Origin of the sequence: Maribacter cobaltidurans, from assembly GCF_002269385.1 — a bacterium.
GTDB lineage: Bacteria > Bacteroidota > Bacteroidia > Flavobacteriales > Flavobacteriaceae > Maribacter > Maribacter cobaltidurans.
In genome coordinates this window covers 3,386,955-3,407,789 of record NZ_CP022957.1, presented here as the reverse complement: position 1 = coordinate 3,407,789, position 20,835 = coordinate 3,386,955, and the positions used below count along the sequence as shown (strand labels likewise).

The 20,835-nt window shown below is 39.3% G+C and carries 21 protein-coding genes and 1 other RNA gene; 6 read left to right on the top strand and 16 right to left on the bottom strand.

The annotated features are described in order from the left end of the window. Positions 1-11 precede the first annotated feature (11 nt). The 6 genes from CJ263_RS15150 to CJ263_RS15125 form a co-directional block, all read right to left on the bottom strand. Positions 12-554: a lysophospholipid acyltransferase family protein gene (locus tag CJ263_RS15150; protein ID WP_094998058.1), complete on the bottom strand. Its 543-nt coding sequence runs from the start codon at positions 552-554 to the stop codon at positions 12-14. Positions 555-604: 50 nt separating this feature from the next. Continuing rightward, positions 605-1,732: an iron-containing alcohol dehydrogenase family protein gene (locus tag CJ263_RS15145; protein ID WP_094998057.1), complete on the bottom strand. Its 1,128-nt coding sequence runs from the start codon at positions 1,730-1,732 to the stop codon at positions 605-607. A gap of 9 nt (positions 1,733-1,741) precedes the next feature. Then, entirely contained in the window at positions 1,742-2,440 is a 699-nt protein-coding gene (locus CJ263_RS15140; protein ID WP_094998056.1) for an HAD family hydrolase, read from the bottom strand. Beyond that, positions 2,431-3,144 (bottom strand): 3-deoxy-manno-octulosonate cytidylyltransferase, encoded by a 714-nt coding sequence (kdsB, locus tag CJ263_RS15135; RefSeq protein WP_188669457.1) that lies wholly within the window; start codon positions 3,142-3,144, stop codon positions 2,431-2,433. The genes CJ263_RS15140 and kdsB overlap by 10 nt, the downstream gene beginning before the upstream one ends. Before the next feature lie 25 nt (positions 3,145-3,169). Further along, positions 3,170-3,739: a DUF4126 domain-containing protein gene (locus tag CJ263_RS15130; protein WP_094998054.1), complete on the bottom strand. Its 570-nt coding sequence runs from the start codon at positions 3,737-3,739 to the stop codon at positions 3,170-3,172. A gap of 75 nt (positions 3,740-3,814) precedes the next feature. Next, positions 3,815-5,248 (bottom strand): ATP-dependent DNA helicase, encoded by a 1,434-nt coding sequence (locus CJ263_RS15125; protein ID WP_094998053.1) that lies wholly within the window; start codon positions 5,246-5,248, stop codon positions 3,815-3,817. A 100-nt stretch (positions 5,249-5,348) separates the two neighbouring features. On the opposite strand from CJ263_RS15125, the gene CJ263_RS15120 reads away from it, so the two are divergent. From CJ263_RS15120 to CJ263_RS15105, 4 genes are all read left to right on the top strand, one after another. Beyond that, complete coding sequence (locus tag CJ263_RS15120) at positions 5,349-5,999, top strand: hypothetical protein (RefSeq protein ID WP_094998052.1); 651 nt, start codon at positions 5,349-5,351, stop codon at positions 5,997-5,999. Then, positions 5,977-6,813: a DUF3822 family protein gene (locus tag CJ263_RS15115; protein WP_094998051.1), complete on the top strand. Its 837-nt coding sequence runs from the start codon at positions 5,977-5,979 to the stop codon at positions 6,811-6,813. The genes CJ263_RS15120 and CJ263_RS15115 overlap by 23 nt, the downstream gene beginning before the upstream one ends. After that, positions 6,813-7,346, top strand: coding sequence for an RsmD family RNA methyltransferase (locus CJ263_RS15110; RefSeq protein WP_094998050.1), 534 nt, complete (start codon positions 6,813-6,815; stop codon positions 7,344-7,346). The genes CJ263_RS15115 and CJ263_RS15110 overlap by 1 nt, the downstream gene beginning before the upstream one ends. 97 nt (positions 7,347-7,443) lie before the next feature. Next, positions 7,444-8,559, top strand: coding sequence for a DUF2914 domain-containing protein (locus CJ263_RS15105; protein ID WP_094998049.1), 1,116 nt, complete (start codon positions 7,444-7,446; stop codon positions 8,557-8,559). Here the strand turns inward: CJ263_RS15105 and rnpB are convergent. Beyond that, positions 8,557-8,862: RNase P RNA component class A (gene rnpB, locus CJ263_RS15100), an RNA gene on the bottom strand. The two genes, CJ263_RS15105 and rnpB, sit on opposite strands and share 3 nt — an antisense overlap. A gap of 108 nt (positions 8,863-8,970) precedes the next feature. Between rnpB and CJ263_RS15095 the strand changes: the two genes are divergently transcribed. After that, positions 8,971-10,821 (top strand): DNA polymerase III subunit gamma/tau, encoded by a 1,851-nt coding sequence (locus tag CJ263_RS15095; protein WP_094998048.1) that lies wholly within the window; start codon positions 8,971-8,973, stop codon positions 10,819-10,821. Here the strand turns inward: CJ263_RS15095 and CJ263_RS15090 are convergent. Genes CJ263_RS15090 through CJ263_RS15060 form a run of 7 tightly spaced genes read right to left on the bottom strand, consistent with a single transcriptional unit; the run spans position 10,810 to position 17,577 of the window. Further along, positions 10,810-11,163, bottom strand: coding sequence for a transmembrane 220 family protein (locus CJ263_RS15090; protein ID WP_094998047.1), 354 nt, complete (start codon positions 11,161-11,163; stop codon positions 10,810-10,812). The two genes, CJ263_RS15095 and CJ263_RS15090, sit on opposite strands and share 12 nt — an antisense overlap. Positions 11,164-11,168: 5 nt before the next feature. Then, entirely contained in the window at positions 11,169-12,545 is a 1,377-nt protein-coding gene (locus tag CJ263_RS15085; protein ID WP_094998046.1) for an alkaline phosphatase family protein, read from the bottom strand. Position 12,546: 1 nt separating this feature from the next. Continuing rightward, entirely contained in the window at positions 12,547-13,740 is a 1,194-nt protein-coding gene (gene eboE / locus CJ263_RS15080) for a metabolite traffic protein EboE (RefSeq protein WP_094998045.1), read from the bottom strand. Positions 13,741-13,747: 7 nt separating this feature from the next. Then, positions 13,748-14,908, bottom strand: a complete 1,161-nt coding sequence (locus CJ263_RS15075; protein ID WP_094998044.1) for a 3-dehydroquinate synthase — start codon at positions 14,906-14,908, stop codon at positions 13,748-13,750. 4 nt (positions 14,909-14,912) lie between these two features. Continuing rightward, positions 14,913-15,812: a UbiA-like protein EboC gene (gene eboC, locus CJ263_RS15070; protein WP_094998043.1), complete on the bottom strand. Its 900-nt coding sequence runs from the start codon at positions 15,810-15,812 to the stop codon at positions 14,913-14,915. A 1-nt stretch (position 15,813) separates the two neighbouring features. Continuing rightward, entirely contained in the window at positions 15,814-16,722 is a 909-nt protein-coding gene (locus CJ263_RS15065; RefSeq protein ID WP_094998042.1) for a TatD family hydrolase, read from the bottom strand. A gap of 6 nt (positions 16,723-16,728) precedes the next feature. Further along, positions 16,729-17,577: an EboA domain-containing protein gene (locus CJ263_RS15060; protein ID WP_094998041.1), complete on the bottom strand. Its 849-nt coding sequence runs from the start codon at positions 17,575-17,577 to the stop codon at positions 16,729-16,731. A 99-nt stretch (positions 17,578-17,676) separates the two neighbouring features. On the opposite strand from CJ263_RS15060, the gene miaE reads away from it, so the two are divergent. Beyond that, positions 17,677-18,258, top strand: a complete 582-nt coding sequence (gene miaE / locus CJ263_RS15055) for a tRNA-(ms[2]io[6]A)-hydroxylase (RefSeq protein ID WP_094999269.1) — start codon at positions 17,677-17,679, stop codon at positions 18,256-18,258. A gap of 11 nt (positions 18,259-18,269) precedes the next feature. Here miaE and ppk1 read toward each other — a convergent pair whose 3' ends face one another. Beyond that, a complete protein-coding gene (ppk1, locus tag CJ263_RS15050; protein WP_094998040.1) occupies positions 18,270-20,342 on the bottom strand; it encodes a polyphosphate kinase 1 in 2,073 nt (690 codons plus the stop codon). Continuing rightward, positions 20,342-20,827 carry a SixA phosphatase family protein gene (locus CJ263_RS15045; protein ID WP_094998039.1) on the bottom strand — a complete coding sequence of 162 codons (486 nt, stop codon included), beginning with the start codon at positions 20,825-20,827 and terminating at the stop codon, positions 20,342-20,344. The genes ppk1 and CJ263_RS15045 overlap by 1 nt, the downstream gene beginning before the upstream one ends. Positions 20,828-20,835 lie beyond the last annotated feature (8 nt).

Here is a 20,835-nt window from a genome sequence, read left to right as displayed (position 1 = left end):
GAACTTGTTTGTCATGTAATCGCCCTATCAACCTTACCTTTCACGCCTTTGAAATAAGCGGTATATTGTTCCATATCCACTTCCCGATGTTCCGTAGGCATTTGAGGCTCCGAAAACCTGACCTCTTTCTTCCCATAATCAAAGGCGACCATGACAATGGGAACGTTGGCCTGTTTGGCGATATGATAAAAGCCCGTTTTCCATTTCTCCACCTTTTTGCGGGTACCTTCCGGAGATAAGGCCAACCTAAATTTTTCTCTTTGGCTAAATATATTTACAATGGCACTGACCGTATCATTGCTTTTGCTTCGGTCTATAGGTGCTCCACCGGTCCAACGAAAAAACCAACCAAACGGTGAGTCAAAAAGACTTTTTTTTCCAATATAATTGATTTCTTCATTCAATACCTTTCTAACCAAAAGTCCAAGAAGGAAGTCCCACCAACTTGTGTGCGGTACTACGATAAGCACAAACTTGTTCAGGTGGGAAGGAAATTCCCCTTCCATTGTCCATCCTAAAAGTTTGAAGTAAATAAAATGGGAAAGTTTTTGCATTTAGAATGTATGGGTTTTTGAAATTGGCGAGATCAACCTACTCAAAAAGCTTAAATCTTCCGGTAAATTGATTTCAATTTAGCCGGTGTTATCAAATTTCTCCAGTTTTGACCCAAAGCATTTTCCCAAAGAGGCTCCATGCCCATAGCTATGGAAATCATAGCGTCCATTTCATGTTCATCCAGATTCCTGCAAATTCCTTTAGGTAACTCTATTTGATGTTTTTCCATCATTTGCTTGAAAAGTTGAACACCATCTGGATAAAATTCTTCTAAATATTGAAACACCAAACAATTGCCCAAACCATGTTTTATTCCCAATTGATATCCCAATCCATAGCTCATGGCATGTGCCACCCCTACCTGCGAATAAGCAATACTCATACCCCCATGCCAAGAGGCCATCATCAACTTATTTCGGGATTCTTCCTCGGATAGATTGCCCAAAAAAACCTCCTTACAAAGATCTAATGCCTTCTCCCCATAGCTCTGACTGAACGCATTGAGGTACGTGCCCTTGAGAGATTCTATGCAATGGATAAAACAATCCATACCGGTATAAAACCATTGTTCCTTGGGAACGCCATTGGTCAACTCCGGATCAAGAAGCACTTGATCGAAGGTGGTGTAATCCGAGTTGATACCCAATTTTTTTTCTGGACCTAACAGCACCGTTGTCCTGGAAACTTCGGCCCCTGTGCCACTTATGGTAGGGATTCCTACGTGATAGATGGATTTCCTCTGAACAAGGTCCCAGCCCTGATAGTCTGCGGCGCTACCCTTGTTATTTAGCAGTATGGCAACGGCCTTTGCCAAATCCAATAATGTTCCGCCCCCAATACCAACAATGCCGGAAGGAAGTTCCGAAAAATTTTCCCTTATCATTCCCACAAGTGTATCTACTTGTTGTGTCTTGGGTTCTTCATTCGCTGAGACATAGATGATTTGATCTGAAAATATTTGTGGTATTCTTGAAGATAGCTGTGAGCCTTCAAAAACATCATCGACCAAAAAAATGACTGGAGCCTCTGAATGTTTCCTCTTGGCCAATAGTATATCACCCAACTGGTCAAAACTACCATTACCAAAAACTACCCGGGGCACCATGGGGAAGTTTCTATACTTTTCCGAAGCTTTTGTTGGGATATTCTTCAATGCTATTTCTTTTTTAGTCTCCATTCGTTTTTGTTAAAGATACTCCAGCACGTCCGTCAGTTTTGAAACGGTCATATATCCTTTTTTCTCTATTGGTTCCTCTACCTCCTCATGTTGCCAGGTTGTATGAAAAGGCACATGGACGGCCTTTGCCCCAATATTTACCAAAGGGAGTACGTCTGATTTAAGGGAATTGCCTATCATTAAAAAGTGCTTAACATTTATTTCCAGATGGTCCAACAAATCCTGATAGTTTTTTTCCTTTTTGTCACTGAGCACCTCTACATGATGAAAATATTTAGAAAGGTTAGATCTTTCCAACTTTCTTTCCTGATCCAAAAGATCACCTTTGGTCAATACAATCAGCCGATATTTACCCTGTAATTTTTCAAGTACATCCACTACCCCGTCCAAAAGTTCTACCGGATGCGATATCATCTTCTTACCGACATCTAAAATTTCTGAAAGTGTATTTTGGGATACCCCGTTGTTGGACAATTCCAAGGCTGCCTCTATCATGGAGAGCATAAATCCTTTGATACCATACCCATATAGCTCCAAATTTTTGATTTCCATTTTAAAGAGCTCTTGGTCTATTTTATTTTTGGTCTCGTACTGTTCTAACATCTCGGCAAACTTCTCTTCGGCGTCCCTAAAGTAAGTTTCGTTTACCCAAAGGGTATCATCGGCATCAAACCCTATTACTTTTATATTGTCTAAATTCATTTCCATGCTGCCTTTGCTCTCTCCAAGTCCTCAGGTGTATCTATTTCTATTCCTGTCACGATAGTTTCTACCATTTTTATTTTCTTGCCGTATTCCAAATATCTAATAGCTTCAATTTTTTCCGTTGCCTCCAATTGCAACATGGGCAAATGCTGAAAGTCCATTAAAGCTCGCTTTCTAAAGGCATAAATACCCTTATGCTTATAATATATAGTATAATCGTCTTTAGCCCTTGGGTAAGGAATGGGCGATCTAGAAAAATAAAGTGCAAAGTTTCTGTTATCTACAATAACTTTGACCGTATTGGGGTTTTTTATTTCTTCCTCATCCCCTATTCTTACCATTAAAGAAGCTAAGTCTATTTCCTTTTCGGTATCGCTCTTAAAAACTTCTATTACTCCTGCCAAACTTTCCCTATCTGTAAATGGTTCATCACCTTGAACGTTAACTATAATGTCCACCTCCATATCAGCCACGGCTTCGGCAATTCTGTCGCTTCCACAATCATGCTCTTTTTTACTCATAAGAACCTTGCCCCCTTCATCCTCTATGGTTTGATAGATGACCTCGCTATCCGTAACCACATAAACCTCATCAAAAAGACCTGTTCTTACTGCAGCTTCATAAGTACGTACAATCACGGGCTTACCGGAAAGATCTTGCATCAATTTGGCGGGAAATCGGGAAGCCGCATAGCGGGCGGGTATCATTGCTATTATTTTCACGTAAACTATATTATGTTTTTGTCTTAGGTCTGAGACCCCTGTAAATACGAAAGATGATAATCAATATGATAATGACCAAAACGGCCGCCAAAATAGGTGCAAAAATAGATGCTATGCTCACTACCGTGGCCGTACCTGTTTCCACAGTAGCCAAAATGGGATTTGCCAATCCTCCAGTTGATGTGGTCGAGGCAAGTCGCCCCGTTGCTCCCGCACCTTTAATTGCCGTGGCCGTACCTCCTCCTGCAATAATGGCCAAAGACCAGGTTACAACGGGATTCAAGTCTGCCACCGTAGACACCATGACCGCTGTGCCCGCAATGGCAGCAAGGGGTACGGCAAAGCTGTCCAGTAAATTGTCTACCCAAGGTATAAAATAAGCGAATATCTCTACTACAGTAGCTACCCCCAAAGTAATCAGTGCGGCCAAACTGCCTATCCATTCCCAGTTTTCATTCAACTCCCATACATTAAAATATGAGGCCAGACTTAAAGCAAACAAGGGCAAGAAGACCCTAAATCCTACCGATGCTGCCAACCCCACTCCAAGGAAAATACTTATAATGCTATCGGATGTCATAAATCATGATTTTTAGCTTTCCGATGGAAATTAAATTTAAAACTACCTTAATTCCTTCACTAAAGTAAAGGTTTCCTATTCAAGAAAAAAATCACTTTTGAAGCCAATAAGGTAAAGTTTTTCCTTGGCCCTGGTAACTGCCGTGTAGAGCCATCTTAAATACTCCTTATCTGGACCATTGGGCAGATAAGGCTGTTCCACAAATACCGTATTCCATTGGCCCCCTTGGGATTTATGGCAGGTAATGGCATAAGAAAACTTTACTTGGAGGCCATTGAAATATTTATTGTTTTTAACCCCTAGGAATTTCTTGTATTTCGATTTTTCATTTGCATAGTCTTTCATTACCTCTTGATACAACCGATTACCGTCTTCATAGGAGAGTGATGGGGATTCCGCCTTTATGGTATCCAACAAAAGAACGGTCTCAAAAGGCTTCATGTTTGGGTAATCTACCATTTGAACTTTTACTTCTGCAAATTTGAAACCGTATAACTCTTTAAATGCAAAGATTTCCAAGATTTCTATAATATCACCATTGGCAATAAATCCTGCTTCTGAATTTGGTTTAAGCCAGAAATAATTATTTTTAACGACCATCATAAAATCACCGGGCGCCAATTCATGTTCTAAAAATAGGATACGTTCCCTAATATTAAGGTTATATAAATTGGCCCTTTTATTGGACCTAACGATGATTGCAGTCTCTTCCTTTCCGTTTTGGGAATAGGACTCATCTATCGCCTCTTGAATATCATGACCATCTATTAGGCGAACAATATCTGAATATGGCCCAACATCAAACTTGAAACTATCAAAATAATCTCCATGCAATTGTTCTCGGAGCATTGTCGCATTCACCAAAATACCGGAGTCTTCTGCTTGTCTAACCACTTCATCCAACTCCAAACGAATCACCTCCTTGTTATAATTCAACGAGAGCTTGTCCTCATCCAGGGCAGGACTTAAATCCAAGTGCACTGGGGGTAATTGAGCAGTGTCACCTATTAGGAGCAATTTGCAATTATGGCCTGAATATACAAACATCAACAAATCATCCAAAAGTGATCCATTCTCGAACAATTTCGAATCTGCAGGGGTGTCCGGTATCATGGAAGCCTCGTCCACTATAAAAATAGTATCCCTATGTTTATTTGGGGCCATAACAAATTGAACACCTCCACCACTTTGCTTCTTTGGAAAGTAGATTTTTCGATGAATAGTAAATGCCTGTGTTCCGGAGTAGTTGGACATTACCTTTGCGGCCCTACCGGTAGGTGCCATTAAAACGGATTTCATTCCGGTTTTCCATAAACTATTTACCAGTGTACCCACCAATGTAGTTTTTCCCGTACCCGCAAAACCTTTGAGAACGAAAACCTCATCCTTATTTTTTGACAGAACAAAGGCCGATATTTTCTCCAGTGCAACCTGTTGTTTTAGGGTTGGTATATGTGGAAACTTGGTTTCCAACTCTTTAAAGAAAGTAGCCGGTGTCTGTAACTTCATGGAACCCCAAATATAACAGGATTTTTAGGGGAAAAACTTTTGCGATTAAAAAAAAATTGTAGATTTGTGACAACCACTAAATTAAATTAACACTTAAGAAATGAAGACCATAATACAGATTGTACTTTGGATTGCATGTATCGGTTTAGGTTACATGATATACAATTCCGTAACCGGACCCATTAAGTTTAACGAAGCGAAAGTAGAGCGATTTGGTAAAGTAATTGCAAAACTAAAGGATATCAGAAATTCACAGGAGGCATATAAGAGCGCAAACGGAAAATATGCCAATGATTTCCCAAGCTTGATCAAGTTCATAGATACAGGGAATTATGTAATTACCCAACAAAGGGACTCTTCTTTCATGAGATATGATAAAACATACCAAATTGACTTACAACAAGACACGGTAATCGTGGATACACTTGATTTCGTTTCCGTAAAGGATTCCTTGTTTAAGAGCGATACCAGATATAAGGATTTGGCAACAGTACCTACAGCACCAAATGGCGAAAAATTCACCATGAAAGCTGATATAATAGAAAAAAGCGGTTACAGGGCTCCCGTATTCGAAGCCAAGGTTGCGAAGGACGTTATTTTGTATGACCAACCAAAAGATTTATTGACACGTGAAAATGCACAAATGAGCGTGGAAGAGGTGAATGGATCTGAAATTAAAGTAGGTTCTCTAACCGAAGTTAGTACCAGTGGTAACTGGCCTCCAATCTATGACAAAAAGAACGATCAATAAAGATTTAGATATATCCGATAAGAATTTTAAGAAATTGTCCATTCAGGTTAGCTTGAATGGACTTTCTTTTTGTATTGCGGATACTGTTTCGCATAAAGTTTTATTATCTGGAAACAAAGTCTTTCCGGAAGAACTCAATCCACAGGAATTACTTAAGCAGGTAAAACTACTTTTAACAAAACATGGATTGGATACCATGCTCTTTGACGAGGTCGTGGTTATTCATAAAAACAACCTCTTCTCTTTGGTTCCCAAACCACTTTTTGAGGAGAAAGAACTAGAAAACTACCTAAAATTCAACATAAAACTCTTAGCAACGGATGCCATTGCATTCGATGAACTGGAGAACCATGAAATGATGAATGTATATGTTCCCTATATGAACATCAATAATTACATCTATGAATTGTTTGGTGAATTTACCTATGTGCATAACGGTACCGTACTTATACAATCATTATTGGATCACTATAGCAACCAGAAGAATCCTATTTGTTTTGTACAAGTGGGTATAAAGCAAATGGATGTCCTCGTTTTAAAACAGAAAAAACTTTTATTATACAACAGTTTTATGTTTGAAACCAAAGAAGATTTTGCCTACTACCTTCTCTTTGTCATGGAACAGTTAGATTTGAATACGGAGTCGGCAGTAGTAAAGTTTTTTGGGCATATTGAAGAGGATGATGATATCTTTCAATTGTGTTATACCTATATTAAGAATGTATCCATTTTTATACCTACTTCGCCCAATCACTTGGATTTGGGAGAACCAGAATCATCATCGATTGATTTTACCGTAATAAGCACACTCTAATGCGCATCATTTCAGGAAAACACAAAGGAAGGCGACTAATGGCGCCCAAGAACCTCCCTGTAAGGCCAACAAAAGACATGGCCAAGGAAGGACTTTTCAATATTCTGCACAATCGTTATTATTTTCCCGACCTAAAAGTTTTGGACCTTTTTGCCGGAACAGGCAATATAAGTTATGAATTTGCCTCCCGTGGAGTTCAGGATATTCTATCAGTTGATGTACACCAAGGTTGTATTAAATACATTGACAAAACAGCAGAGGAACTGGATTTGAACATACGAACGCTTAATAGCGATGTTTTTACCTTTTTGGGAAGGAGTACGGAAAAATTCGATATTATTTTCTCAGATCCCTTTTACAGCATGGATTTGGAGGATTTTGAACAAATTCCTTCATTGATATTTGAAAACAATTTACTCTTAGAGGATGGTCTTCTTGTCATTGAACACTCCAAACAGACCCATTTGGAACATCTGCCCTTTTATGAAAATTCCAGAAAATATGGGAGTAGTGTCTTCAGCTTTTTTAAGTGAACCTTTGGGAATCCTACATATTTTATAGGTAAAATTCATAGGTCAAGAGCAAAAAGGCAAATTATAATTGGTCTATATTTAAGCTTCAATTTTGCCCATGAAAAGAACCTTAGTCCGTTTTAGGAATAGTGCTTTACGAAGATTTATCAGAAGGCATGAAAAATATGCCCCAATACTCTTCTTCATAGGCGGTTTTATATTTGACATGCTTACTCTGGGCCGTATTGACAGAACGTATGATCTGGTAATGCTTTGTTTGCATATGACCAACCTAAGCATCACCCTTTATCTCTACAATTTAGCAGATGATGGAAGATGGAAGAGAACCTTTCTGGAAAGGTTCGAAGAATACTTTCCCTTGGCCATTCAATTTTTTTTTGGGGCATTGTCCAGTGCCTATGTTATTTATTTTTCGCGAAGCGTATCACTTTCAAAAACCGTTTCCTTTTTTATAATTCTCATTTTTTTATTGATTGCCAACGAATTTCTAAAACAGCGGATATCCAATAAATACCTACAGTTTAGTGTCTACTTTTTTATCAGTTTTACTTTCTTCACCTTTATGATTCCCGTTTTAATTTCAGAAATGGGTACGACCATTTTTTTTATATCCGGACTTATAAGTCTAGGGTGCACATTAACCTTGATCATGGTTATCTATAGTGTAAGTCCCAGCACCAGAAAGGAAATACATCTAGGCAAACTTATCTCTATAATCCTTTCTATTTACACCATAATCAATATATTCTACATTTTTAGATTGATACCCCCTGTTCCTTTAGCCCTGGATGATGGGATTGTCGCCCACTACGTTGAAAAAAATGGAGACAATTATACGGTGACTTATGAAAAAAACGACTCAAATATTTTTTGGAGGGAATACCGGGACAAGTTTGTTTTTAAGCCTGATGAAAACGTTTATATCTACTCTTCCGTATTTGCACCTACAGATTTGGTAAAATCCATAATTCATCGTTGGAAATGGTATAACGAAGAGACCTCGGAATGGGAACTGGTAGAGGATATCTCATATGAAATTACGGGTGGCCGGAATGATGGGTTTAGAGGCTATACCTATAAGAACAATATTTGGCCAGGTCTCTGGAGGGTCGAGGTCATTACCACAGAGGAGTTAGTTCTAGGGGTGATAGATTTTGAAATATTGATAGATGAAAACCTGGAACCAAAAAACTTGGTGGAAAGAACATTTTAAAAAAGCAGGCCATAAGCCGGATTCTGTTTTCGTATAACGAACCCTTATCATTTATCTAGGCCACTGGTTACCCAATGGCTCCAACCGCCTACCCTTCGGCTCGGGCGTGCAGCCCTCGATCACCGATTTACATGACGTTTCACCGTATAGAGTTTACCTGATTTCACTACAGCCTAACTGTACTTGCTTTCTGTTGCACTTGTCCTCGCTTCTCAGCGGACGGGCGTTACCCGCTATACCGCACTATGGTGTCCGGACTTTCCTCTCCCAATACATATTGGCAGCGATAAGGTGGCCTGCTTGCCGCAAATGTACTCCAATTGTTGATAACTAAGGATGATCTCCGTTTTAAATGTCCTTTCAAATGCACCGCTATTTTTATATTTGTAACAAGTCAAATCTGTATCGATTTTGGAACCTTTTATTGTATCGGCACGTAAATATAGACCTCAAACATTTAGGGATGTTGTTGGGCAACAGGCCATTACCAATACGCTCCAAAATGCCATCGAAAACAATCATTTGGCACAGGCCCTTTTATTCTGTGGCCCCAGAGGTGTGGGCAAGACAACTTGCGCCCGTATTTTGGCCAAACAGATAAATTCTGATGGAGGCGAACAGGAGGGCGAGGACTTTGCATTCAATATATTTGAATTGGATGCGGCGTCCAACAATTCCGTAGATGATATTAGAAACCTGATCGATCAAGTCCGTATTCCACCACAAGTTGGAAAATACAAGGTTTATATCATTGACGAGGTGCACATGCTTTCCCAGTCTGCTTTTAATGCATTTTTAAAGACACTGGAAGAACCTCCAAAACATGCCATATTTATTTTGGCCACAACGGAGAAGCACAAGATTATCCCAACCATACTTTCTAGGTGTCAAATATTTGATTTTAAAAGAATTACGGTAAAGGATGCCGCTGATTACTTAAAGTATATTGCAGAAAACCAAGGTGTTAACGCAGAAGATGACGCCCTGCATATCATTGCACAGAAGGCAGATGGGGCCATGCGCGATGCATTATCGATATTTGATAGGGTCGTAAGTTTTTCCGGAAAAGAACTTACCAGAAAGGCGGTTACCGAAAACCTCAATGTATTGGATTACGATACCTATTTTGAGGCGACAGACCTAATATTGGAACATGACATTCCACAATTGCTTATACTTCTAAACAAGACACTTGCGCTTGGTTTTGATGGACATCATTTTATTGCGGGTCTCGCATCCCATTTCAGGGATTTAATGGTATGCCAGCACCAAGATACCATCTCCCTGTTGGAAGTTGGGGAAAGTGCTCAGGAAAAGTATCGGGAGCAATCCAAAAAAACATCTAGTGGTTTTCTATTGCGTGCTTTGGAGTTAGCCAACGATTGTGACTTAAAATATAAAACCAGTAAGAACCAACGTCTTTTAGTGGAACTTACCTTAATGAAACTGGCCTCTATCGATTTTGATGGAGAAAAAAAAAATCCTGAATCCCTAGCACTTCAAAATCAAACCATTGATTTTATAGCTCCTGCTTCTTTCTATCAAAGTATTCCTAGAAAACCAAAGGAAGGTGGACCAATTTCACAATCAGGCTACAAGCAAGGTGAAAAGGATTCCACAAAAACAAATGAGGATTATAAGGACAGTGATCAAAAAGATGACGAAGAGCAATCCCCTGTATCTGAAAGTAGTAGTATTCCTTTGCCAAACACATCAGATGAGCATAGTGAAACCCCATTAGAACCAATATCCACCGTTCAAGAACCGGAACCTAATAAAATTGACATATCCCCGATAAAAAAACGGGTTTCAGGGCTTTCCCTTTCAAGTTTAAAAGCAAAGAAGGAACATGAACTAAACAAAATTGAGGTAATCATCGACGAGGATGATTTGCCCAAAGATGATTTTTTAGAAACAGATTTACAAAAACATTGGGCCGATTTTGTGGAGCAAGTAGATAAAAAAGGACAAAAAATCCTTGCCTCAAATCTCAATACGGATACCCCAAAACTTGGAAAAGATTTCAGCATTCACATTGAGCTACCCAATAGCACAATGAAAAAAGAAATAGAACGGGAAAGTTTTGAGCTAATGGGATATCTTAGGAGCAAGCTCAACAATCATTTCATTCAGCTGAATATCAAGGTGAATGAATCAAGCGCCAAAAAATTCGCTTTTACCCCAGAGGAGAAATATGAAAAGCTACGGGAAAAGAACCCCGCTATTGATTTACTGAGGAAAGAATTTGATTTAGACCTTTAGTTGTCTTCTCAAGCGAACCGTATAGAAGAACATTACCAAGGCAATTATCAATAGTCCAAAAGCTTCCCTTCCCAATTCTACGGTCTTTATATCGCCATCGTCCAAATCAAAACCCTGAAAATCATTTGGATATAAATACATAAAACCTATAAAGCAGGCCGTTCCGAGAAGCAGAGTTATTACAGATTTCATTTTATTCAAGGAAAACAACAGGGAAACAATGGCCGCTATTACGTAGATTATTATCCAAAATAAAGCATCCGGATCGTTATATTGCACTGCGGCGCCAAGGGCAAAGAGTACGGCGAACAAATATCCAAAAGTCTTAAAGAACAAATTCATGGAAATTATTTTAAAACATGGTTTTTAATCAAATCATGGACCTCAACAGCCTCTACTGCCTCTGCATCCACCATTTTAGTGTGATTATTGGTAATAAAAATAGGAAAGTCGTCACTGTCTTCCGTTTTTCTACCGTGAGACCCCTTTATTAAGGTAGCATCTAAAGGAATAATATCCAAAACGGTCCTAAATCCCAGTTTCTTTTTTAACAGCTTCCAGCCCACTTTGGCCATTACAAGCCTATCCTTGGGGTCCGTCATCATTTCAACGGGGTCATAGCCGGGTTTTTTATGAATGTCAACCATTCTGGCATAATCCGGCGCAACGGCATCATCCAACCAAAAATAGTAGGTAAACCAAGAATCCGAATCCGCGACCACGACCAAATCACCACACCTTTCATGGGAAATATGTTCTTTTTCCAATTCATCTCCTGAAAGTACCCTTTCGACCCCGGGTACCTTTTCAATCAATTTCTTTACTTTATCGAGATTGCACCCATCCTTTACGTAAACATGTGCCACTTGATGATCTGCCACGGCGAAGGCCTCACTAGCTCCTGCATCCAGAAGTTCCAAGCCTCTTTCTATCCTAACGTTTATATATCCTTCCCTTCTTAAAATACGGTTTAAATGAATGGGGGTTTTAACATTGGTGATGCCGTATTCGGATAGTAGGATAACATGGGTATCCTTCGTTTCATAATGCTCTACTAATTGCCTTACAACCTCATCTATTTCATTTAAATCTTTGGAAATTTTCCTGAAGTCCAATCCATGGCGCTGAAGATTATAGTCCAGATGTGGAAGGTATATCAGCGTAAGCGTAGGGTCATATTTTTCATCTGTTTTGATAGCCCCATTGGCAATCCATTTTGAGGAATTAATCGTTGTCTTTGGCCCCCAAAACTCAAATAATGGAAATGTGCCCAAATCTTTTTGTAGTTCATCCCTGAGGTTTGCCGGATAAGAATATATATCCGGTATCTTTCTTCCATCCGCCAAATAATTGGGCCTCGGCGTTATACTGTAATCCACATTGGAATACATATTATACCACCAAAAATGATTGGCGCAGGTAAATTTGGAATCCAACGCCTTTAACGCATCCCAAATTTTAGGTTGTTGAACCAATCTATTGGATTGTCGCCAAAACTTTACTTCCAGCTCGTCCTTAAAATACCATCCGTTTCCTACTATTCCATGATCCGAAGGCCATTTTCCCGTAACATACGTAGATTGGACGGAACAAGTAACCGCAGGAAGCATAGGTTTAATAAATGTGGATTTCCCACGGCCCAAAAAAGACTTTATAAAGGGGGTGTGCTCTCCTATTAACCGTTTTGTTAGACCTACGACATTAATTACGACGGTTTTCTGCATATTACAAATGGGATTTTAGCCAGTTTATTTCCCTTATAATTGAGCTGGATAAGTTTTCCTTTAACGCTTCCGGAAGTACATCCCAAGTATAGGTTTCTATCTCTAAATGTTCAGATATAGGGTCCGTTCTCAAATACTCCAATGTCTTAAGAATTTGATCCTGGGTAGAATATAAGGCTTCAAATTGTTCTAAAAAAATAGGTACATGGAAATGTGCCCTTAGTTCCTTTGCGCTATTTTTTTTCTCCAAAACTACCGGCAAATCATTGTAGGTTTTAACCCCATCTCCAGACTTTTCCGTTACCTGATGCAGGTATGTAGGTTCATTGAACTTTTCCAATAAGTCCCATACCTCTTGATTGTCACCTTGTTCAAAAAGAATTTTCAACGCAGCACTCACTTGTATTTTTCCAATTTGAATGCCGGCCTGTTTGAACTTTTTGAACGTTTCAGTGGGTTCCTCATAAGCCAGTGAAAAATGGCAAATATCGTAGCATATAGTGATATATCGCCTAACCAGATTCTCCAGTTCATCTGGATCCAAATTCAAGTCCTTGGCCAATATGTCCCGTCCTGCGGGAAACAAATAATCTTTATAGAAAGAAAGCACCTCATCGGTATTTTCCAAAAAACCGTCCGGCTCCGGTTCAATATCCAAATGCAGATATTTACCGGTGGATTTCTCCAATTCAAACAATTGTTTGGCAACTAAGAGCATCTGCTTAGCCCCTTTTTTGAAGGCGGCCTGTTTTTCAACCTCGGATTTAAACCAATGCTTATAACTGATTGGAGAGGTCGATATTCCTCCATTGATGCCCTCTGGAATCAATTCTGCCAATTGATGAAACAATCTTTGTGTATAGGCCAAACGTTCCTTGGTGGTCCAATCCGGGGTGTGAACATCATCCTTTACCCTTTCATTGTGAAAGTTCCCATAAGGGAAACCGTTCATCGTGAAAATATAAACATCTTGATCCTGTAACCATTTTTTGAATTCGTTCATTCGATTACCTTTGGCCAATTCTTCGCTAGCCTTGTTGGAAAGTCGCAATCCAAGACCAAAAGGTTGGTCCGGGGACACAGCACTTTTGATGCCGGGAACGTATTCCTTTAGACTATTAAGGGTACTTTCCCAATCCTGTCCAGGATGTATGTTGGTACAATAGGTAAGATGGTATTTATTTTCAAGAAGCATAAATTTTCTACTTTACGGCCATTTGATGATTCAGATGCTCAATGGCTTGTTTCATTTTGGACATGTCAATTTCATGAACATCATACTTTTCGCCCAATCCTGAAATTAGGGTAATGGTGAGTTGTCCTCCCAAATGCTCCCTAAACTCCTCAATTCCGGCCAATAATTGTTCCACTTCAACTTCGGATGCCAATGGGAGCGATAAATCAAAGCCTATAGCCTTCATAACTTCCAAAATTGTATTCAATTCATCAGGGGTAATTAGGCCAATCAACTGGGCATACGTTACGTCCAAAGCGATTCCCTTGGCAACGGCCTCGCCGTGTCTTAATTCATAATTGGTCATAAACTCCAGTTTGTGGGCAGCCCAATGACCAAAATCCAAAGGTCTGGAAGAACCGGATTCAAATGGGTCTCCTCCTTGGGAAATATGCTGCATGTGCATCTCCGCACATTTGTAAATGACATATTGCATAGGTTCCAATTTCCTTTCCTTTAATGCTAAAACATTATCGGCAATATATTGGAAAAACTCCCTGTCCTTAATCAAAGCTACCTTAATTGCCTCGGCGATTCCTGCAATCCAGTCCCTTTGTTCTAAAGTGGCAAGGAAGTCGCTATCATTTATAATGGCATAGGGAGGGGCAAAAGTTCCCAAAAAGTTTTTCTTTTTAAAGATGTTTACGCTATTTTTTACGCCTACAGCAGAATCGTTCTGAGAAAGTACCGTTGTAGGTATCCTAATCAATTTGACTCCTCTATGTGCTATGGCCGCCGCATAACCTACCATATCTATTACTGCACCTCCACCGACGACCACAACGAAGGAATGACGGCAAATCGCATTTTCATTTATTCCCCTTAAAACCAAATCTATATACTCCGAATGATTCTTCGATTGTTCACCACCATCGATGACCAAACTTTGGGTAAAGTTCAAATGCCTCGGATGACCCGCGCAATATGAGCTGATTTTTTTCAACAACAGGGGGTGACTTTCGGCCACACCTTTGTCGACCACAAAGAATAATTTTACTGGTTCGTGGTCCTTGTAATTTTTTATAATATTTAAAAACAGGGGATTCTCCTTATGAAACAAATCCTTTGTAAAATGGAGTTGATAATCATATTGAACCGAGAAAGACTGTTTGATAGGCTTTAATTCCATATTCTTAAGTAACGGCAAAAATTCTAGAAAGAAGTAATGATAAAGGCAAAAGTAATAAAACTAGTAGTGCAACGTACCAGTTGGCAAAACCAGCCACCCAGCAGGCATCCATGACCACTAAAGATAATACACCGGCCATCACCGCCTTTTTTATATTCTGCGGCGAGTTGTTTTTATAAGCTTCCACTAGCGGTTTAAAAACCAAAAAGGCAAATAAAATCAAAAAAGGTATTGACATCAATAAGTTGTTCGTTATTAAGCCAATGCTTATTCCGATAAAGGTTACTACAATGGCATACAACAAACCTGCAATTGTGATATGGCTTCTATTGTTACCATGTACTTCTCCCCTACTGATCAAGGTAATGGCAAAAATATAGATTAGAGGTGCCAATGAAATCCACCATAAATCTAGTCTACCAATAATGGACATACCCAATAAAAGGTTAAGTCCTCGACAGATACCCATTACCAAAGGCCCAAAAAAGAAATGTTTTTTTGCCAAAGCGTCGTAGGTAATAATTGCAATAATCAAAATAAGAGCGATGATTGCGCTCAATGTATTTACGGTAAATGCCATATAGAGCCCTAGAACAAATAACAATGTACCCCATACAATGGCTTGAACCTGTGGAACAAGTCCACTAGGTATGGGTCTCTCTGGGCGTTCTACGGCATCTAACCTTGCATCAAAAACATCATTAAACACAACCCCTCCCGCATAAAGGAATACCGAAGCAAATACTAAAGACCATATACTTCCACCATTTGCTGAAAAAAATTCAGGAATTTTTACATTCAAAGAAAAAAGTGCCAAACTGATACCAGCAAATATATCCGCGGCGGCAGTGGGTAAGTTGGCAGGTCTTGCCAATCTGGCAAAACCTATGATTTTTTTCAACATCCTAAGAGATTTGTTCGGAATCTATCCGAGGTGTTTGCCCTCTTAAAACGCTATTATCATTAAAAAGTTGTGATTGATCTATTCCTTTTGGTGCCAACCAATGTTCCTCTTTCATTCTTCCGTTTTTGCTGAACGCATCCAAGGCATTTTGATAACAGGTTTTCACGACATCTTCCCGGGAAATTCCTCTTTTTAACATCAAGGAAGCAGTCTTTGGTACTGCCAACGGATCACTTACACCCCAGTCTGCCGAGCTATCAACAATAATATTATCGCTACCAAACTTGCGAACTACTTCTACCATTCTTTCATTGCCCATTTTAGTTTTAGGATATATAGTGAACGCTGCTATAAACCCCCTATCCAAGACCTCCTTTACGGTTTCCTCATTATTATGGTCAATAATTACATTTGCCGGATCTAATCCGTGCTCCAAGCATACCTCCATACTTTTGATAGTCCCAGCTTTTTTATCCCTATGAGGGGTATGTACCTGGACAGTCATATCCAATTCTTTGGCCAATTCCAATTGCATCCTAAAATATTTGTCCTCTGCGGGAGTTTGGTCGTCATATCCAATTTCGCCTATGGCAACTACATTCTCCTTATGCAGATAAAGTGGCAACAGTTCAACTACTTGTTCCGCCAAGGCCTCATTATTGGCCTCTTTGGAATTTAAACCGATAGTACAGTAGTGCTTTATACCAAACTGGCTTGCCCGAAAAGGTTCCCAGCCCACCAAGCTGCTAAAATAGTCTTGAAACGACCCCACTTGCGTCCTAGGTTGACCCAACCAAAAAGAAGGCTCTATTATTGCTACGACACCTGCCTGTTGCATTGCTTCATAATCATCCGTTGTTCTGGACGACATATGTACATGTGGATCGATTATCATCAAATTATCTTCCATATTTATTTAATTCTTTAAATTTTTCCAAGTTAATTTACCTTCTTCTATTTGTTGTTTCAAGTCCGATTTGCGATTTAAAATCTGCATAGCCTCTTCTTTGCCAGAATGATAACAACATAATGCCCCAGCCTTATTTTCCAATGCATCCTCACTGTCTATCAAATGTTCCATATCCCTAAGTAAAACAGGATTCAAGAACCCGGAGACTGGACGCCAAAACATGGGGTCAATCTTTCGCGAGGCCGCCCATCGTTCATGGGCATAATCGGAAATAATTCTGGCGAGATCTGCATTGGCCCTTTCATCTACCGACGGTATTTTGGAAAGATCACGCTCCATAAAAGCGGCCTTTAAATACATTTGGTTCCATTGTTGGTCATTAAAGTACTTAGCGGGATAAGGATTGTTCAAAGTGATAGCATCAAAAATTACGGAGATATTTGTACGTAGGGCCTCCACTGCAGTGAATCTGAACATTTCCGGATAAGGCAATAAATCTAAAAATTTCAGAAAAGTTTCAAGCTCGGTTATATCCGCAACTTGAATAATATTGGCCACTTTTGGTCCATAAAAATCCCTATCTATTTCCAGGACTTTGATTAAAAGGTATATCCTAGCGACCTCCAAGAGATTTGCATTGTGCGAAGTCAAAAAAATTAGGGCTTCACTATCTGAGTTTTGAATCTGAAGTTTGGAGCCCTTATCAAATTTCGACGCCAGTAAACTGTACGACATAAATAAATCCCTCACGGATTTATCTTCTTCCAGTTTTTTAATTTTTTCATTTAACCATTTCAAGGAACCTTGATCCGCCTGGGCTTCAAGCGCATCCTTAATACGTTCGCTTACTTGCATTTTGTGTATATTCTAATTTCTCTTTCCCCAAAAATAATTATTAAAACCCACAAAGCCTTATTTTTACAACCTAAACAAGGTTAATAAGCGTTAAAAATGATGTTAGGTTTAAAATTGCCCACAGACCCCAGATGGGTAAATATTGTTGAAAAGAATATCGATGAAATCTTAACGGACCATGCCTACTGTGAGCAAAAGGCTGCAAGTACCGCCATATCCTTAATTGTATCCTTCCCGGAATACACAGAACTTGTTGAAGAAATGGTAGCACTTTCCAGGGAAGAAATGGGGCACTTTAAGATGGTTCACGATCTCATTTTGGAAAGAGGGCAAAAATTGGGGAGGGACAGAAAGGATGAGTATGTATTGGAACTTTTAAAATTTTTTCCAAAAGGCGGAAGCCGAACCACACAGTTGGTACATCGGCTTTTATATGCAGCTCTGATAGAGGCTCGTAGTTGTGAGCGTTTTAGGCTTCTGTCCGAGGAACTTCCTGATAAAAAACTTGCAGACTTCTATCACAAACTGATGATCAGTGAAGCCGGACATTACACAATGTTTCTAAAATTCGCCCGAAAATACGGTGATAGAAAAGAAGTAGACCAAAAATGGCAGGCCCTACTTGATTACGAAGCAGAGATTATGAAAAACCTCAGTAAATCCGAAAAGGTACACGGGTAAAAAGAGACCTCCTATTTATCGCCCTTTATCTTATTCACATAGTAATCATAGGTCTCAAACTGTGAGCGATGCTTGGGTGATTTTGCCTTCCTATAGGCATTGTCCTGCTTCTCCGAAAAAACCCTGGCCTTTAGGTTATCCCTCCAGCAGATTTCAAATGTGTCCATTAATTCCTGTTTGATATCATCATCATAGATTGGGCAGCCCACTTCCACTCGATAATCCAGATTTCTGGTCATCCAGTCCGCAGAGGAAATATACACTTTTGGATTACCGGCATTGGCAAACACAAAAAGCCTGGTATGCTCCAAGAATTTATCAACCACACTAATGGCCTCAATGTTCTCGCTCATACCCTTGACTCCCGGTACCAAACAGCAAATTCCACGAACAATTAATTGAATTTTGACTCCCGCCCTACTTGCTTCGTACAATTTATCAACCATTTCATAGGAAGTGAAACTGTTCATTTTTATTTTGATGAAAGCTTCCTTTCCCACAATGGCATTGGCAATTTCCTGATCGATCAACTTATGGAATACCTTCTTGGTATAATGGGGAGACACAATCAAATGTTTGTATTTGTTTATTTTATAAGTTGTTTCAAAAAAATCAAATACCTTGTTTAATTCCTTAAGGATCGGTGGATGGGAAGTAAATAATGTATAATCTGTGTAAATGCGGGCCGTGGACTCATTAAAGTTACCCGTGCTTATAAACCCATATCGTTTAAGGCCTTCATCTTCTTCACGTTCTATTAAGCATATTTTACTATGTACCTTAAGTCCAGGTACACCAAATATCAATTTAACTCCCTCGGCCTGCAATTGTTCCGCATATTCAATATTGGCCTGTTCATCAAAACGTGCCTGTAGTTCTATCTGAACCGTAACCTGCTTTCCATTTTTCACCGCATTTATCAATGATGCAGCTACTTGGGAATTGTTTGCCAAGCGATATACCGTTATCTTAATAGTCTTTACCTTGGGGTCTAATGCAGCCTCCCTTAAAAACTTCAGAATATAGGTGAATGTGTGGTAGGGTGTATACTGCAAATAATCCTTTTGGCTTATGCTTTCCAATATACTACCCTCAATGCTCAATCCCTTTACTGGTAGGGGTTTGATTTTATCATACAACAAATCGTTTCTATCCAAACTCGGGAAGCCCATGTAATCCCTTTTATTGTGATATCTCCCACCTGGGATTACACTATCCGTATCCTCTATTTGCATTTTTTCCTTTAGAAATGCGAGCGTATCCTTGGCTATACTTTTATCATATACAAAACGTACCGGATCGCTTATTTTTCTGTGCTCTACACTTGAGGAAATTTTCTCGATGAAACTCTTGCTAAGGTCATTGTCCATATCCAGCTCTGCATCCCTTGTAATCTTAATCATATGTGCAGAAATGGATTCGTATTCGAACATGGTGAAAATATTAACCAAACAATATCGAATTAGATCATCCAGAATTATGATGTAATTTTTATCACCCTCCTTTGGTAGCACGACAAAGCGATCTATTCCTTTGGGAATTTCAATAAGTGCAAAACGTTTCTCCTTATTGGTTTTATCGCTTTTGATTATCATTTTAATAGCCAAATATGCAGCCGTATCCTTTAGGGTAGGAAAACGAGTCAAATCATTAAGGATGATGGTCATGAGCTGTGGACTCACATTTTGCAAAAAATACTGCTTTACAAATTCCTTTTGGGTTTTATTTAAGGCGGTTTCCCGTATAATAAAGATGTTTTCCCTTTCGAGCTCTTCTTCAATACTCTTTAAAATAACCAAACTCTTGGCCTGTTGCTTTATTACGATTTCCGTAATCTCCTCTAGAAGGTCCTTCGCTTTTTCACCTCCCAAAACACTTTTTCCCGTTTTGCCCGCTTCCACTATTCTTTTCACGGTTGCATATCTAACCTTGAAAAATTCATCAAGGTTGTTAGAAAAGATTCCCAAGAAACGTAATCGCTCAATAAGTGGCACATTCTTATCCGCACTTTCCTGTAGTACGCGTTCATTGAACCATAACCAACTAATTTCTCTATTAACGTACTGATTATTAAATTTTACCATTATTTTAAATGCTTTGGGAAAACGGTTTCTATTGTTCGGCCTTGGGAAATATCGGACCAAGATTCTTCATTAAATTGTATGTGGACAAAGCCACTTGTTGGAACATTGTCAATATAGGAATCTCCTAGAGAATTTACCAAATGGGTAAAGGCATTATTGTGTCCAAAAATCAAAATAGTATCCAAGACATCATCTGTTTTCTTTATGAAATCCAATACTTGATCTCCCGAAAAATCATATAAATCTGTCGAAACTTGAAATCGGTCCATGGGATATTTTAAATTCCTCAAGCAAATCATGGCGGTATGCAACGCCCTATTTGCAGGACTTGAAAAGACAAAGTCAGGTTTAATGTTCCCTTTAAAAAGCCTCCTTCCTACCAAGTGTGCATCTGTTATACCCCTTTGGGCCAACGGCCTGTCTTGGTCGCTAACGTCAAGATCCCAAGATGATTTGCCATGACGCATGAACAATAGATTTTTCATTCTTTTTT

Coding starts and splice junctions, on each gene's coding strand:
- CJ263_RS15150 (WP_094998058.1), bottom strand. CDS start 554: ATGCAAAAACTTTCCCATTTTATTTACTTCAAACTTTTAGGATGGACA.
- CJ263_RS15145 (WP_094998057.1), bottom strand. CDS start 1,732: ATGGAGACTAAAAAAGAAATAGCATTGAAGAATATCCCAACAAAAGCT.
- CJ263_RS15140 (WP_094998056.1), bottom strand. CDS start 2,440: ATGGAAATGAATTTAGACAATATAAAAGTAATAGGGTTTGATGCCGAT.
- kdsB (WP_188669457.1), bottom strand. CDS start 3,144: ATGATACCCGCCCGCTATGCGGCTTCCCGATTTCCCGCCAAATTGATG.
- CJ263_RS15130 (WP_094998054.1), bottom strand. CDS start 3,739: ATGACATCCGATAGCATTATAAGTATTTTCCTTGGAGTGGGGTTGGCA.
- CJ263_RS15125 (WP_094998053.1), bottom strand. CDS start 5,248: ATGAAGTTACAGACACCGGCTACTTTCTTTAAAGAGTTGGAAACCAAG.
- CJ263_RS15120 (WP_094998052.1), top strand. CDS start 5,349: ATGAAGACCATAATACAGATTGTACTTTGGATTGCATGTATCGGTTTA.
- CJ263_RS15115 (WP_094998051.1), top strand. CDS start 5,977: ATGACAAAAAGAACGATCAATAAAGATTTAGATATATCCGATAAGAAT.
- CJ263_RS15110 (WP_094998050.1), top strand. CDS start 6,813: ATGCGCATCATTTCAGGAAAACACAAAGGAAGGCGACTAATGGCGCCC.
- CJ263_RS15105 (WP_094998049.1), top strand. CDS start 7,444: ATGAAAAGAACCTTAGTCCGTTTTAGGAATAGTGCTTTACGAAGATTT.
- CJ263_RS15090 (WP_094998047.1), bottom strand. CDS start 11,163: ATGAATTTGTTCTTTAAGACTTTTGGATATTTGTTCGCCGTACTCTTT.
- CJ263_RS15085 (WP_094998046.1), bottom strand. CDS start 12,545: ATGCAGAAAACCGTCGTAATTAATGTCGTAGGTCTAACAAAACGGTTA.
- eboE (WP_094998045.1), bottom strand. CDS start 13,740: ATGCTTCTTGAAAATAAATACCATCTTACCTATTGTACCAACATACAT.
- CJ263_RS15075 (WP_094998044.1), bottom strand. CDS start 14,908: ATGGAATTAAAGCCTATCAAACAGTCTTTCTCGGTTCAATATGATTAT.
- eboC (WP_094998043.1), bottom strand. CDS start 15,812: ATGTTGAAAAAAATCATAGGTTTTGCCAGATTGGCAAGACCTGCCAAC.
- CJ263_RS15065 (WP_094998042.1), bottom strand. CDS start 16,722: ATGGAAGATAATTTGATGATAATCGATCCACATGTACATATGTCGTCC.
- CJ263_RS15060 (WP_094998041.1), bottom strand. CDS start 17,577: ATGCAAGTAAGCGAACGTATTAAGGATGCGCTTGAAGCCCAGGCGGAT.
- miaE (WP_094999269.1), top strand. CDS start 17,677: ATGTTAGGTTTAAAATTGCCCACAGACCCCAGATGGGTAAATATTGTT.
- ppk1 (WP_094998040.1), bottom strand. CDS start 20,342: ATGGTAAAATTTAATAATCAGTACGTTAATAGAGAAATTAGTTGGTTA.
- CJ263_RS15045 (WP_094998039.1), bottom strand. CDS start 20,827: ATGAAAAATCTATTGTTCATGCGTCATGGCAAATCATCTTGGGATCTT.